Genomic DNA, 13,972 nt, shown 5'->3' with positions numbered 1-13,972 from the left:
TAACCCGTTACATCTAGGGTAATTGCGGACGTTCCGGACGCTTGTGATACCTTTCACGAACAGCCAGGCGACCACTGACCGTGACCACCCGGAGCCCTCATGTATTCCTCCGACGCCCGGATTCTCCGCGGCGCCGTGATACCCACTGCGATCGCCGGTGTGCTGGCCGTGATCGTCGGCCTGCTCGTCGCGGGCGGTAAGGGGGCGCTGGGCGCCGCCGTCGGCGCGCTGATCACCATCGCGTTCTTCGCCATCAGCAAGCTGGTCGTCGGCTACGTCGCGACGATCTCCGAGCACCTGATCACCGGTGCCGCGATGCTCAGCTACCTGATCAAGATCGTCGGCCTCTTCGGCTTGATCCTGCTCTTCAAGGACGCCGATCTCTGGAACGACCTGGTGTTCGGTTACACGATCATCGCGCTGATCATCGTGTGGATCACCGCCGAGGCGCGGCTCGTCCTGCGCACGCGGACCCTGGAACTGAACGACACCACGCCGAACCGGACCCCGTGATGACCGTCCGGGGCCGTCGCGGACTACTCCGATATGACCATGCGAAGGGTGGCCTGCTATGGTCCGTCCTGCGAGGAGCGAGGACGGGCACCAACGGCCCGATCCCGACCCTTTCAACGACAGGGACCACCGGGCGTTCGCCAGTGCGGTCTGGTCGGTGCCCAGCTACCTCCTGTCCGGGATGGCGGTGTACGGCGGCCTCGGCTGGCTCCTGGACCGCTGGCTCGGCCTCTCGGTGTTCTTCCCGATCGGGATCCTGGTCGGCCTCGGCCTCGCGATCTACCTGGTCTATCTCCGCATCGGCCGCTGACCACGGGTCGCACGGTACGGAGCGGGCCACCCAGAACTACAGAACGCGCCCCCGGCGCGAACGTGAGCATCGCAAGAGCTATGACGAAGGGACTGCCGCGTGAGCGACATCCTCGCCGCCGAGGGAAAAGAGTTCCATGCCCCGGGCATGGAACTGTTCGACTGGGGGCCGTTGTTCCCGGGCGGCCCCGAGTGGCTGACCTGGTTGACCAAGCCCGTCCTGATCGTCGCGCTCGCGGTGGCCGTCACGGCGGTCTTCCTGGTGATGGCCTTCCGGCGCCCGCAGCTCGTGCCGCGCGGCGCGCAGAACGTCGGTGAGGCGGCCTACGTCTTCGTGCGCGACCAGATGGCGCGCCCGGCGCTCGGCAAGGACGCGGAGCGGTTCATGCCGTTCCTCTTCACGACCTTCCTCTTCATCCTCTTCATGAACTACGCCGGCGTCATCCCGGTGCTCCAGCTCCCGGCGCCGTCGCACATCGCGTTCGCGATCGTCCCGGCGGCCGTGGTCTACGTGATGATGCTCGTGCTCGGCATCAAGCACCAGGGCCTGGGCGGCTACTTCAAGGGCGTGCTGTTCCCGCCCGGCCTGCCCAAGGGCATCTACGTCATCCTGACGCCGATCGAGCTGATCTCCACGTTCGTGCTGCGGCCGTTCACGCACGCGGTGCGACTGTTCGCCAACATGTTCGCCGGACACATCCTGCTCGCGTTCTTCGCGACGGTGGGCTACTGGTTCCTCATCGAGAAGCTCACTCCGGCGGGCTTCGGCGTGGGCGTGCTCGGCTTCCTGATGACGATCGTCATGACCGGCTTCGAACTGTTCATCCAGAGCCTCCAGGCGTTCATCTTCACGGTGCTCACCGCCTCGTACATCGCGGGCTCACTGCACGCCGAGCACTGACCCGGACCCTTACCCCAACCACAAGCCTCCGGCGGGATCGACGACCCCGCCGGTCGAACGAAAAGGAATGGACATGAGCTTCATCCTCGCCGCTGAGAACGCTGTCTCCGGCAACATCGGCACCGTCGGCTACGGCCTGGCCGCCCTCGGCCCCGGCATCGGCGTCGGCATCATCTTCGGCATGGGCGTGCAGGCCATGGCCCGCCAGCCCGAGCTGGTCAACGTGATCCGCACCAACATGCTGCTCGGCTTCGCGGTCGTCGAGGCGCTCGCCCTCATCGGCTTCGTCGTCCCGTTCGTCCACTCCTGACCCACGGTCGCGACGTCTGACAGGAAGGCGGAACGCTCATGAGTAACCTGCTGGCCGCCGCCACCGTGGCCGCGGAAGGCGCGAACAACCCGCTGCTCCCGCACACCAGCGAACTGGTCGTCGGCGGCATCGCCTTCGCCATCGTGCTGTTCTTCGGACTGCGCTTCATCCCCAAGATCCAGAAGACGCTCGCCGAGCGGACCGAGGCGATCGAGGGCGGCCTGAACAAGGCCGAAGAGGCGCAGAAGCAGGCCCAGGCGGCTCTCGCGAGCTACCAGGCCCAGCTCGCCGAGGCGCGGCAGGAGGCGTCGCGGCAGCGTGAGAAGGCCAAGGAAGAGGGCGCGGTCATCGCCGCCCAGATCAAGGAAGAGGCGCAGGCCGAGGCCCGGCGCATCGTCGAGCAGGCCCACGCGCAGATCGAGGCCGACCGCCAGCAGGCGCTCGCCTCGCTGCGGGCCGAGATCGGCACCCTCTCCGTCGATCTGGCCGGTCGTGTCATCGGTGAGTCGCTGGAGGACAGCGCCCGCCAGAGCCGCGTGGTCGACCGGTTCCTGGAGGAACTCGAAGGCCGCGCGGGACGCCAGGAGCAGATCACATCATGACCATCACAGGAGCGGTGGGCAGGGTCTCGCTGGCCGAGTCGCGGGAACGGCTGGAGGCGGTCATCCCGTCGGCCGACCTCGCGGTCCTCGGCGGCGACCTGTTCGCGGTGCTCAACCTGATCGACCGTGAACACGGCCTGCGCCGCGCGGTGTCCGACCCCGCGCGGGACGGCTCGGCCAAGGCGCAGCTCGTCCGGGCGCTGCTGGAAGGCCAGGTCTCACCGGCCGCTCTTGAGCTGGTCGCCGACGTGGTCCGGCTGCGCTGGTCCAAGCCGTCGGAGCTGTCGGACGCGCTGGAGACCCTCGCGGTCACCGCCGAGTCCGCCCGCGCCGAGGCCGACGGGCACATCGACGACCTGGAGGACGAGCTGTTCCGGTTCTCCCGCGTCGTCGACCGCGAGCCCGAGCTGCGCGGCGCCCTCGCCGCGCGGGGCCTGCCCGGCGAGCGCAAGTCCGGCGTGCTGGACGCCCTCCTGGAGGGCAAGGCCACCCCGTCGGCCGTGCGGCTCATCACCGAGCTGGTGCTGCGCCCGCGAGGACGTAGCCTGGAGACGGGTCTGGCCGAGTACGGCAAGCTCGTCGCGCAGCGGCGGCAGCGCCTGGTGGCGCTGGTCCGCACCCCGGTGGACCTGTCGGCCGCCCAGCGGACCAGGCTCGCCGCGGTGCTCGCCGCCGCGTACGGCCACGACGTACACCTGAACATCGAGATCGACCCCGGCACCCTGGGCGGACTGTCCATCCAGATCGGGGACGAGATCATCGACGGCACGATCGCCGGCCGGCTGGACGAGGTCCGCCGACGGCTCGCGAGCTGACGAAGCCACCGTGCTGACCCCTAAGGGAGCAAGAGAGGAATCATGGCGGAGCTGACGATCCGTCCGGATGAGATCCGGACCGCGCTGGAGCGCTTCGTCCAGTCGTACGAGCCCGAGGCCGCCGCGCGCGAAGAGGTCGGCACCGTCGTCGATTCCGGCGACGGTATCGCCCACGTCGAGGGGCTTCCCTCCGCGATGGCCAACGAACTCCTGGAGTTCGAGGACGGCACGCGTGGCCTGGCTCTGAACCTGGACGTCCGTGAGATCGGTGCCGTCGTCCTGGGTGACTTCAGCAAGATCGAGGAGGGCCAGAAGGTCCGCCGTACGGGCGAGGTCCTCTCGGTCCCGGTCGGCGACGGCTTCCTCGGTCGCGTCGTGGACGCGCTGGGCAACCCGCTGGACGGCAAGGGCGCGATCGAGACCACCGAGCGCCGCGCGCTCGAACTGCAGGCCCCCTCGGTCGTGCAGCGGCAGTCGGTCGGTGAGCCGCTGCAGACCGGCATCAAGGCCATCGACGCGATGACGCCGATCGGCCGCGGCCAGCGGCAGCTCATCATCGGCGACCGGCAGACCGGCAAGACGACGGTCGCGATCGACACGATCATCAACCAGAAGCAGGCCTGGGCGAGCGGTGACGAGAAGCAGCAGGTCCGCTGCATCTATGTCGCGATCGGCCAGAAGGGCTCCACGATCGCCAACGTCCGGCGTTCGCTGGAGGAGGCCGGTGCCCTGGAGTACACGACGATCGTGGCCGCTCCGGCCTCGGACCCGTCGGGCTACAAGTACATCGCCCCCTACACCGGGTCCGCGATCGGCCAGCACTGGATGTACCAGGGCAAGCACGTCCTGATCGTCTTCGACGACCTGTCCAAGCAGGCCGACGCCTACCGCGCCGTGTCGCTGCTGCTGCGCCGTCCGCCGGGCCGCGAGGCGTACCCCGGTGACGTCTTCTACCTGCACTCGCGTCTGCTGGAGCGCTGCGCGAAGCTGTCGGACGACATGGGCGCCGGTTCGATGACGGGTCTGCCGATCATCGAGACCAAGGGCAACGACGTGTCGGCGTTCATCCCGACGAACGTCATCTCGATCACCGACGGCCAGTGCTTCCTGGAGACCGACCTGTTCAACCAGGGCGTCCGCCCGGCGATCAACGTCGGTGTCTCGGTCTCCCGCGTCGGCGGCTCCGCGCAGATCAAGGCGATGAAGCAGGTCTCCGGCACACTGCGGCTCGCGCTGTCGCAGTACCGCGACCTGGAGGCGTTCGCCGCCTTCGCCTCCGACCTGGACGCCGCCTCGCGCGCCCAGCTCGACCGCGGCGCGCGCCTGGTGGAGCTGCTCAAGCAGCCGCAGGGCTCGCCGTACCCGGTCGAGAAGGAGGTCGTCTCGGTGTGGGCGGGCACGTCCGGCGAGCTGGACGACGTCCCCGTCGAGGACATCGCGCGCTTCGAGCGCGACTTCCTCGACCACCTCGACCGCAACAACGCGTCGCTGCTCACCGGCATCCGGGAGACCGGCAAGCTCACCGACGACGGTCTGACCACCCTGAAGGACGCCATCACGGAGTTCAAGAAGGGCTTCGAGACCAGCGAGGGCAACCTGCTGGGCTCCGAGCAGGTCGCACCGATCGACGAGGAGTCCGTCGGCCAGGAGACGATCACGCGCGTCAAGAAGGGCTGATCCGGTATGGCTCAGCTCAGGCAACTGCGGCAGCGGATCAAGTCGGTCAAGTCGACCGCCAAGATCACGCGCGCCCAGGAGATGATCGCGACCTCGCGCATCGTCAAGGCTCAGCACGCCGTCGCCGCGTCCAAGCCCTACGCCGACCAGATCGTGCACGCGCTCACCGCGCTGGTCACGCACCACGTCGGCATCAAGCACCCGCTGCTCATCGAGCAGCCGGAGGACAAGCGCTCGGCGGTGCTGGTCATCACCAGCGACCGCGGGTTCTGCGGCGGCTACAACGCCAACGCGATCCGCGAGGCCGAGGCCCTGATGGCGGCCCTGCGCGAGCAGGGCCGCGAGCCGGTCCCCTACATCATCGGCAACAAGGGCCTCACCTGGTACAAGTTCCGGAACCGCGACTTCGCGGACTCCTGGACGGGTTTCAGCGACCGGCCCGACTTCCCCAGTGCGGAGAAGATCGGCCGGCGGCTCGCGGCGGACTTCCTCAAGACCGACGCCGAGGGCGGGGTCGGCGAGATCCACGTGGTCTACACCGAGTTCGTCTCGATGCTGACGCAGAACGTGCAGGTCCGCCGCCTCATCCCGCTGGAGATCGAAGAGGCCGAGGGCGATCGCATCCCCCCGTCGTACGAGTTCGAACCCTCCCCGGCGGCGGTGCTGGACGCGCTGCTGCCGAACTACATCGAGAGCCGCATCTTCCACATGCTGCTCCAGTCGGCCGCATCCGAGCACGCCGCCCGGCGTCGCGCGATGAAGTCGGCGACCGACAATGCCAACGATTTGATCGACGTCTACACGCGCCAGATGAACCAGGTGCGGCAGGCGGCGATCACCCAGGAAATCAGCGAGATCGTCGGTGGCGCTGACGCGCTCGCCGATTCTGGCGGGGAGTGAGAATGACTGCTCAGGTAGAGACGGCGGCGGCCACCGGCCGTGTCGCCCGGGTCATCGGGCCGGTCGTCGACGTGGAGTTTCCCGCCGACGCCATCCCGGAGATCTACAACGCGCTGCACATCGAGGTGAGCCTCGGCGGCGAGACCCGTCTGCTGACCCTGGAGGTCGCCCAGCACCTGGGTGACAGCATGGTCCGCGCGATCTCGATGCAGCCGACCGACGGCATGGTCCGCGGCGCGTCCGTCACCGACACCGGCGAGCCGATCTCGGTGCCGGTCGGCGACGTGACCAAGGGGCACGTGTGGAACGCGCTGGGCGACGCCCTCGACGTTCCGACGGCGTCCCTGGAGATCAACGAGCGCTGGGGCATCCACCGGACGGCTCCGCCGTTCGACCAGCTAGAGAGCAAGACCGAGATGCTGGAGACCGGCATCAAGGTGATCGACCTGCTGTGCCCGTACGTGCGCGGCGGCAAGATCGGCCTGTTCGGCGGCGCGGGTGTGGGCAAGACCGTCCTCATCCAGGAGATGATCCGCCGCGTCGCGCGCAACTTCGGCGGTACGTCGGTGTTCGCGGGCGTCGGTGAGCGCACCCGTGAGGGCAACGACCTGTGGGTCGAGATGGACGAGGCGGACGTCCTGAAGGACACCGCCCTGGTCTTCGGCCAGATGGACGAGCCCCCGGGCACGCGTCTGCGGGTGGCCCTGTCCGGTCTGACGATGGCGGAGTACTTCCGCGACGTCCAGAACCAGGACGTGATGCTGTTCATCGACAACATCTTCCGGTTCACGCAGGCCGGGTCCGAGGTGTCCACGCTGCTCGGCCGCATGCCGTCGGCGGTGGGCTACCAGCCGACCCTGGCCGACGAGATGGGCGTGCTCCAGGAGCGGATCACCTCGACCCGCGGTCACTCGATCACCTCGATGCAGGCGATCTACGTGCCCGCGGACGACATCACCGACCCGGCGCCGCACACCACGTTCGCGCACCTGGACGCCACGACGGAGCTGTCGCGCGACATCTCCTCCAAGGGCATCTTCCCCGCCGTGGACCCGCTGGCGTCCACGTCGCGGATCATGGACCCGCAGATCCTGGGCAACGAGCACTACTCGGTCGCCCAGGAGGTGAAGCGGATTCTCCAGAAGTACAAGGAGCTCCAGGACATCATCGCCATCCTCGGCATCGACGAGCTGTCCGAAGAGGACAAGGTCACGGTGAACCGGGCGCGGCGCATCGAGCGGTTCCTGTCGCACCCCATGTACGTGGCCGAGCAGTTCACCGGCCAGCCCGGTGAGACGGTGCCCAAGGACGAGACGGTCGCGTCCTTCAAGGCACTGGCCGAGGGCAAGTACGACCACATCCCCGAGCAGGCGTTCTTCATGTGCGGCGGCATCGAGGACGTCGAGAAGAAGGCCAAGGAGCTGGAGAAGTGATCCGTCCCGGCGGGCCGCCGCTGCGGCGGCCCGCCGGGTGGCTCCTTGCAGGCGGGAGGATGGACACGTGGCAACCCTGAAGGTCGGGCTGGTCTCGCCGGAGCGCGAGGTGTGGTCCGGCGAGGCGAAGATGGTGGTCGCGCAGACCACCGAGGGCCAGCTCGGTGTGCTGGCCCAGCACGCGCCCGTGCTCGGCGTGCTGGAGGACGACAGCGTCGTCAAGATCGAGCCCGCGGACGGCGGCGAGATGGTCCTCGCGGTCGTCGGCAGCGGGTTCCTGTCGGTCGCCGACGACGAGGTGTCGGTGCTGGCGGAGTTCGCCGAGCTGGGCACCGAGGTCGATCGCGACGCGGCGCAGCGCGCGCTGACCGAGGCCACCTCCGGCGACGCGCCGGACGAGGCCGGGGCGCGGCGTGCCCGCGCGCGGCTGCGCGCGGCCGGCGTCGAGCTGTAACGCGCGGCGTCATGGGGGAGCACCTGGCACGGAACGCGGGCTGGGTGCTCGCCGTCGTCGTCGTAGCGGCCGTCCTGCTGTACGCGGGGGCGGCGGTGCGGCGGTGGCTGTTCGTGCGCGGCGGCGGGACGGTGGAGTGCAGTCTCCGGGTGATCCCGGGGGAGGGCGCCCCGGCCGGGCCGTGGCGGCTCGGCTTCGGCCGTTACGTCGGCGACATGCTGCAATGGCACGGTGTTTTCGGTTTCCGGACCAGGCCCCGGCAGGTGATTCACCGCCGGGGCCTCGTCGTGTCCGGGCGCCGCGACCCCGAGCCGGGGGAGGCGGACGGGCTGCTGCCGGAGGTGACGGTGATCGCCGTCCGGGACGGCGCGCGGACGATGGAGCTGGCGATGGGCGACGCGGCGCTGACCGGTTTCCTGTCGTGGCTGGAGGCGGCTCCGCCCGGATCTCCGGTGGATCTTCCGCAAGCCGAGTGAAGTCCCGTGACTGTTGCCGTCCGGTGTGGTTTCGGGCGGTATCAAGTGGGTGACGGCTCTGTGTGGGTCTTGTCGGGCCCGGGACGGCCGTGGATGATCGGCGCGTTCGCTCCCCTTTGACACAGGAGTGCATGTGCGCAGACTCGCTCTCGGCGCCGCCGCCGCGCTGATCGCCTCGCTGGTGGCCGTTCCCCAGGCCCAGGCGGCGGGGCCCGATCTGGCCGGGCTCGTGAAGCCCAAGGACGTCAAGGCCCACCTCAAGGCGTTCCAGGAGATCGCCGACTACAACGGCGGGAGCCGCGCGACCGGCACGGCCGGGTTCGAGCTGTCCGTCAAGTACGTGGTGAGCCAGCTCAAGCGGGCGGGTTTCACGCCCTCGGTGCAGAAGTTCGACTTCGACTTCTGGGAGGAGCGGGGCGCGCCGGAGTTCGCGCAGCTCGCGCCCGACGCCCGGACGTACGCGGTCGGCACCGACTTCAACACGATGGCGTACTCGGGCAACGGCGAGGCGTCGGCGACGGCCGTCGCCGTGGACGTCCCGGCCGCCGGGCAGGCGGGCGACGCGGGCTGTGAGGCGTCGGACTTCGCGGGCTTCACGTCCGGGTCGATCGCGCTCATCCAGCGCGGCACCTGCGACTTCGTCGTCAAGGCGCGCAACGCCGAGGCGGCGGGCGCGTCGGCGGTCGTGATCTACAACCGGCCCGACCAGGAGGGCATCGTCGCGGGCACGCTCGGCGCGCCGGTGGGCATCCCGGTCGTGACGACGCCGTACCAGCTCGGCGAGGACCTCGTGGAGGCGTCCGACGGCGGTGACCTGCGGCTGCGCGTCAAGGCCGTGACGTACACCGAGAAGCGCACGGCGTCCAACGTGATCGCGGAGACCAAGCAGGGCCGCGCGGACAACGTCGTGGTCGTCGGCGCGCACCTGGACAGCGTGAACGAGGGTCCGGGCATCAACGACAACGGCACCGGTTCGGCGGCGATCCTGGCGATCGCCCAGAAGATCGGCCAGTTGCCGAAGAAGGACGTGCGCAACAAGGTCCGCTTCGCCTGGTGGGGCGCCGAGGAGGAGGGCCTGCTCGGCTCGGAGCACTACGTGGCCCAGCTCAGCGAGGCCGAGGCCGCCAAGATCGCGCTGAACCTGAACTTCGACATGCTCGGCTCGATCAACGGCATCACCGGCGTCTACGACGGCGACGACTCGCTCGGCAGCGGCACCAACCCGCCGCTGGGCTCGGGCGCGATCGAGAAGGCGTTCAAGAACTACTACGCCAAGCGCAAGCTGCCCACGGTCGAGAGCCCCTTCACCGGACGCTCGGACTACGGGCCGTTCATCGCGGTCGGCATCCCGGCGGGCGGCCTGTTCTCCGGCGCCGAGGGCATCAAGACGGCCGAGGAGGCCCGCCTGTTCGGCGGGACCGCCGGTCAGCCCTACGACCCGTGCTACCACGCGGCGTGCGACACGCTGAAGAACATCGACTGGAAGCTGCTGGAGAAGAACACCGACGGCGCTGCGGCGGCGACGCAGCAGTTCGCCGGCAGCACGCTCCCGGTCAACGGCGAGGCTCCGCGCAAGGCGCTGCGCGCCCTGAAGCCGGCCAAGCCCGAGTTCCGCGGCCACCACGCGGTCCGCTGATCACGGCCTGAACCGGACGCCGGTGCTCTTGTCCGCGCATGCGGGCGGGAGCACCGGCGTCGTCGCTGTCCGCATGCGGCCGGGACCGATAGGTCCGATCCGTGCCGGTGCGGCGGGTGCGCCGGGCTACGATCGGCGCCGGTGAACGAACTGACGCAGGAGACGGCGCCGTCCGACCAGGCCGGGTTCCCTCCGGGCCTGCGGCGGCGTTTCGCCGCGCCCCGCCTCCTGGCCGAGGGGGGCGAGGCGCGGGTCTACCTCGTCCGCCGCGCCGGTGACGGCCCCGGCGGGCAGCCGGTCGTGGTGAAGGTCGACAAGCGCGCTCCGGTCCAGGCGGACCGGCTCGTCCTGCTGGCACGGCCCGACGCGACCCGGCACGTGCCGAAGATCCACGGCTACGGCAACGTGACCGTGGACGGGCGCAGCGTCGGCTGGGTCGAGCAGGAGTACTGCCCGCACGGATCGCTGCGGAGCCTGCTCACCGGTCCGGGCCGTCCCGCCGGCGACGGCGAGCTGCGCCGGATCGTCGCGGCCCTGGCCGAATGCCTCGACTTCTGGGTGAACGACCTGGGTCTCGCCCACTCCGACGTGAAGCCCGCCAACATCCTGGTGCGCTCCCGCGACCCCTACCGGCTGCTGATCGGGGACTTCGGCGGCACCGCGCGCGACGTCCCCGGCATCGCCGCCCGCGAGGACTTGCTGCTCACCCCCGCGTACGCCGCTCCCGAGTCCGTCCGCGGCGACCACGGCGGCCCGGCGGCGTGGTGGGCGCTCGGCGTCATCGCCTACGAGATGCTGCTGCACCGCACCCCGTACGGGGCCCTGCCGGTGGACGGCATCCGCGCGATGCTGCGGGCGGGCGAGCGGCCCTCGCTGACGGACGTGCGCGACCGGGCCTGGCGGACCCTCATCGAGGGGCTGCTGACCGTCGGCAAGGAGTCGCGCTGGGGCTACGACGACGTGGTCGCCTGGGCCACCGGCAGCCCGCCCCGTCCCCGCTTCCAGGGCCGCAGCCATCGCACCGTCGAGGATCTCGTCGACGACCTGGACCGCAACTGGCGCGCGGGCGCCGCCTGGCTCGCCGGGAACGGCGCGGCGGTCGCCGACCGGATGGTCCGCGACGGCGCCGAACCGGCGTCGGTCGCCTATCTGCGCGGTGTCCCGCCCGACCGCGCACCGGCCGTGCTCGCCCGCCTCACCGCGCGGGTCATCCCGCAGACCATGCCGCACTACCGGGGCCGCGCGATGGACGAGACGGGGCTGCTCGCCCTCGCCCGTGGCGGCCCCGACGACCAGCGGCTGCTCCGCGAGGCGGTGCGCGCGGGCGTCGTGGAGCACGCGGCCCGGCACCGCTGCGCCCATCCGGGGTGCGGTGACGGCTGCGCCGTCCTGGCCCGCGTCGCCGCGCGCGTCCCGGCGGTCGTGCGGCGGGCCCGCGACCGGCTCGGCTGGTCGCGGCACCCGGTGGTGAACGGCTACCGGGGCGACCCGCCGGTGGAGCTGCCGTCCGCCCGGGAGCGGACGCTGCTGTGGGCGTGGGCGACCGAGGCGGAGCTGGTGCCGGAGGCGGCGGAGCGGATGCGGGCGCTCGTCGCCGCCGTGCCGCTCGGCGCCCAGTGGTGGGCGGAGGTGCGCGCCGCCGCCGTCTCGGCGGGCGCGGACCGCCGCGGCGACCTGGTCGCGGCGCGGCTGCTGGCCCGGCACGCCCTGGTGATCGCCGATCAGTAGCCGCGCGGCTCGTCCATCTCGACGCGCGGCACGAGCCCGGTCATGCTGAACAGCGACATCAGCGGGCGCAGCACCCGCCGCGGCCCGAAGTCCTCCTCGGGGAAGCGGCCCTTGTCCTCGCCGCGCACCCGGTCGACGCCGGACGCGGAGGCGAAGTGGATCGTCGTCTCGGCCTGGCCCCAGGGTTCCAGCCACAGTTCGGCGCCGTGGTCGCTGAGGAACCGGTAGGCGTCGCGGCTCTCGCGCTTGGCGCTGCGCAGGTCCGCCAGGCTGTTCTCGTCGCGCTGCGCGAGCCAGTGACCGGCGGCCCGGTGCACGGGGGCCAGCAGGTCGGACTTGGCGACCACGATCACCGCCGGGGGGAGCTTCCGCCGGTCGCGGGCGGCGCCGCGCAGTTGTGCGATCGCGTGCGTGAACCCCGGGTCGGGGACGTGGCGCGCCCAGCGGTCGCCCGATCGCAGCTTCGCGGCGTCCGCCACGTAGATCACCGCGTCGGCGACGCTCATGAACGGGGTGCGCTCGTAGTCGCGGTCGCGGAAGTGCTCTCCGGCGACGTCGAAGAAGCCGACCGCGTGGGTGCGCCCGGTGTACTCGCTGTGCACGCGCAGCGCGTAGGCGAACTCGGGGCGCTGGGTGGGGCGGGTGCCGTCCAGGACCCGGTGCTCTTCCAGGAAGGGCTGGATGCGGTCGTAGTAGAAGTTCCGCTCCAGCTTGCCGTCCAGGGCCTCGATCCGCAGATCCTCGAAGACGGCGCGGCGGCGGCGCAGTTGCTCGATCATCGCGGTGAGCAGGTGCGTCTTGCCCGCCGCCGAGTTCCCGATCAGACCGATGATCAGCGGTTCGAAGTCGCCGTAGTCGGGGGGAAGCGTGTGCGGGTGGCCGTCGCCGGCGCACTGCCGCATGGCGCTCATCGTCCGGTACCGCCAGCGATCCTCCGACTCGCCCGGCGCGCGCATCAGCACCTCGGCGCCCTCGGCCGTCTCCTTCACCAGCGGGATGGCGCCGAAGTCGGACCAGTCCAGCGTGCTGAGGCAGTACGGGCACACCCGCTGGACGGGCGCGGGAGGAGGGGCGTTCCAGCCCGTTCCGTCGAAGGTCACAGTGCCACCAGGAGGATGAGGACGACGAGGACGAACAGGGCGGGCCACAGGACGGCCGGGTGCGGACGCCGGTTGCCGCGCTCGTCGATGAGGAACGGGAAGCCGTCCGGGAGCCGTGGGCGGCCCCCGGCGGGCGCGGGCGGCTGACGGGCCGGTTCGGGGGGCCGCGACCGCGCCAGGGGCCGTCGTCCCGTCGCCCAGCCGTCCTCGAAGTGCCGGTCGACGTGGTCGGGGACACCGGGGGCGGGCGAGGACGCGGGCGCGTCGGGGCGCCGCGGAGCCTGCGGCGGACGCGGGGACGGCGCGGTGGGCCGGGGTGCGTAGTCGGGGAGGGTGACCGGGCCGCCGTCGGGGTCGTGCTCCGGCCACGCGCCCAGCCGCAGGAGGAGATCGCCGGTGGTGGGCGTGGCCGGGGCGCGGTAGACGGGTTCGAGCAGCATCGCCAGATCGCGGTGGTGGGTGGCGAGCCAGTCCAGTTCCGGGCGTGGATCGGCGCGCGGGTCGTCGGAGCCGAGCAGCGACCGCTGCCCGGAGGCGAGTGTGAAGAGCAGCCCGGCGGCGGCGCGGACGTCGGCCGCGAGCTGGTCCGGCTCGGCCTTGACGGCGACGGTGCTCAGGTCCGCGAGCTGGAGCCGCCCGCCGTCCAGGAACACCGTCTCGGCCGTCAGGCGCCGCAGCGCGTAGCCGTTGCTGGCCAGCGCGTGCAGCGCGGTGAACAGGTCCTCGGCGGGCTGCCGGAGCCGCGCGGAGGTGAGCGCCTTGCGGTGCGGTTCGGGGAACTGGCCGTCGCGGGTGCGCAGGAGACGGGCGGTGCGGTCCTCGCGCAGGTCGAATCCGATCAGCTCGCCGAACCGGCCCGTGTCGCGGTCGGCGAGCCGGAGCCCGCTGTACACGGCGACCTCGGTGCTGAGCGCCCGGACGCCGTACGTCCCGGCGGCCGACTTGAAGAAGCAGGGGAACCAGGGGCCGCCGGACCGGCGCGCCTTCCCGTACCACGCTTCGTAGCGGTCGCGGACGAACCGCCCGTCCTCCAGCAGCACGGTGAACTCGACCGGATCGCTCTCCGCCCCGAACGGCGTGAGGACCACGGTGCGCTGTGTGCTCACGGTCGCACCCCT

15 protein-coding genes are annotated in these 13,972 nt (G+C 71.0%); 13 read left to right on the top strand and 2 right to left on the bottom strand.

Features of this window, described 5'->3' with window-relative positions:
* The first annotated feature begins 159 nt into the window (after positions 1-159).
* The 13 genes from C229_RS0101430 (at position 160) to C229_RS0101370 (ending at position 11,754) form a co-directional block, all read left to right on the top strand.
* The gene (locus tag C229_RS0101430; protein ID WP_155884535.1) at positions 160-513 is read left to right on the top strand and encodes a Cg1360 family ATP-synthase-associated protein; all 354 of its coding nucleotides are present in this window, start codon (positions 160-162) and stop codon (positions 511-513) included.
* A 157-nt stretch (positions 514-670) separates the two neighbouring features.
* Complete coding sequence (locus C229_RS35175) at positions 671-823, top strand: AtpZ/AtpI family protein (RefSeq protein WP_018653294.1); 153 nt, start codon at positions 671-673, stop codon at positions 821-823.
* Between the two features lie 99 nt (positions 824-922).
* Complete coding sequence (gene atpB / locus C229_RS0101420; protein WP_026313358.1) at positions 923-1,723, top strand: F0F1 ATP synthase subunit A; 801 nt, start codon at positions 923-925, stop codon at positions 1,721-1,723.
* Between the two features lie 67 nt (positions 1,724-1,790).
* Positions 1,791-2,033 carry an ATP synthase F0 subunit C gene (gene atpE / locus C229_RS0101415; protein ID WP_018653292.1) on the top strand — a complete coding sequence of 81 codons (243 nt, stop codon included), beginning with the start codon at positions 1,791-1,793 and terminating at the stop codon, positions 2,031-2,033.
* A 38-nt stretch (positions 2,034-2,071) separates the two neighbouring features.
* Positions 2,072-2,635: a F0F1 ATP synthase subunit B gene (locus C229_RS0101410; protein ID WP_018653291.1), complete on the top strand. Its 564-nt coding sequence runs from the start codon at positions 2,072-2,074 to the stop codon at positions 2,633-2,635.
* A complete protein-coding gene (locus tag C229_RS0101405; RefSeq protein WP_033423886.1) occupies positions 2,632-3,450 on the top strand; it encodes a F0F1 ATP synthase subunit delta in 819 nt (272 codons plus the stop codon). Before C229_RS0101410 ends, C229_RS0101405 begins: the two co-directional genes overlap by 4 nt.
* 42 nt (positions 3,451-3,492) lie before the next feature.
* Positions 3,493-5,127, top strand: coding sequence for a F0F1 ATP synthase subunit alpha (atpA, locus tag C229_RS0101400; protein WP_018653289.1), 1,635 nt, complete (start codon positions 3,493-3,495; stop codon positions 5,125-5,127).
* Positions 5,128-5,133: 6 nt separating this feature from the next.
* Positions 5,134-6,027: a F0F1 ATP synthase subunit gamma gene (locus C229_RS0101395; RefSeq protein WP_018653288.1), complete on the top strand. Its 894-nt coding sequence runs from the start codon at positions 5,134-5,136 to the stop codon at positions 6,025-6,027.
* A 2-nt stretch (positions 6,028-6,029) separates the two neighbouring features.
* Positions 6,030-7,460, top strand: a complete 1,431-nt coding sequence (gene atpD, locus C229_RS0101390; RefSeq protein ID WP_018653287.1) for a F0F1 ATP synthase subunit beta — start codon at positions 6,030-6,032, stop codon at positions 7,458-7,460.
* A gap of 67 nt (positions 7,461-7,527) precedes the next feature.
* Positions 7,528-7,914: a F0F1 ATP synthase subunit epsilon gene (locus C229_RS0101385; protein ID WP_018653286.1), complete on the top strand. Its 387-nt coding sequence runs from the start codon at positions 7,528-7,530 to the stop codon at positions 7,912-7,914.
* 11 nt (positions 7,915-7,925) lie between these two features.
* Positions 7,926-8,390: a DUF2550 domain-containing protein gene (locus tag C229_RS0101380; RefSeq protein WP_026313355.1), complete on the top strand. Its 465-nt coding sequence runs from the start codon at positions 7,926-7,928 to the stop codon at positions 8,388-8,390.
* Positions 8,391-8,523: 133 nt separating this feature from the next.
* A complete protein-coding gene (locus C229_RS0101375; RefSeq protein ID WP_018653284.1) occupies positions 8,524-10,026 on the top strand; it encodes a M28 family peptidase in 1,503 nt (500 codons plus the stop codon).
* Positions 10,027-10,167: 141 nt separating this feature from the next.
* Entirely contained in the window at positions 10,168-11,754 is a 1,587-nt protein-coding gene (locus tag C229_RS0101370) for a serine/threonine protein kinase (protein WP_018653283.1), read from the top strand.
* Here C229_RS0101370 and C229_RS0101365 read toward each other — a convergent pair.
* Both C229_RS0101365 and C229_RS0101360 read right to left on the bottom strand, forming a co-directional pair.
* On the bottom strand, positions 11,748-12,854 hold the full coding sequence (locus C229_RS0101365; protein ID WP_155884533.1) for a TRAFAC clade GTPase domain-containing protein: 1,107 nt from the start codon (positions 12,852-12,854) through the stop codon (positions 11,748-11,750). The genes C229_RS0101370 and C229_RS0101365 overlap by 7 nt on opposite strands.
* On the bottom strand, positions 12,851-13,960 hold the full coding sequence (locus C229_RS0101360) for a hypothetical protein (protein WP_155884532.1): 1,110 nt from the start codon (positions 13,958-13,960) through the stop codon (positions 12,851-12,853). The genes C229_RS0101365 and C229_RS0101360 overlap by 4 nt, the downstream gene beginning before the upstream one ends.
* Positions 13,961-13,972: the final 12 nt, after the last annotated feature.

This window comes from Actinomadura flavalba DSM 45200, assembly GCF_000374305.1.
GTDB lineage: Bacteria > Actinomycetota > Actinomycetes > Streptosporangiales > Streptosporangiaceae > Spirillospora > Spirillospora flavalba.
The sequence above is the reverse complement of the archived record's forward strand: the minus strand, read 5'-3'. Positions and strand labels throughout refer to the sequence as shown.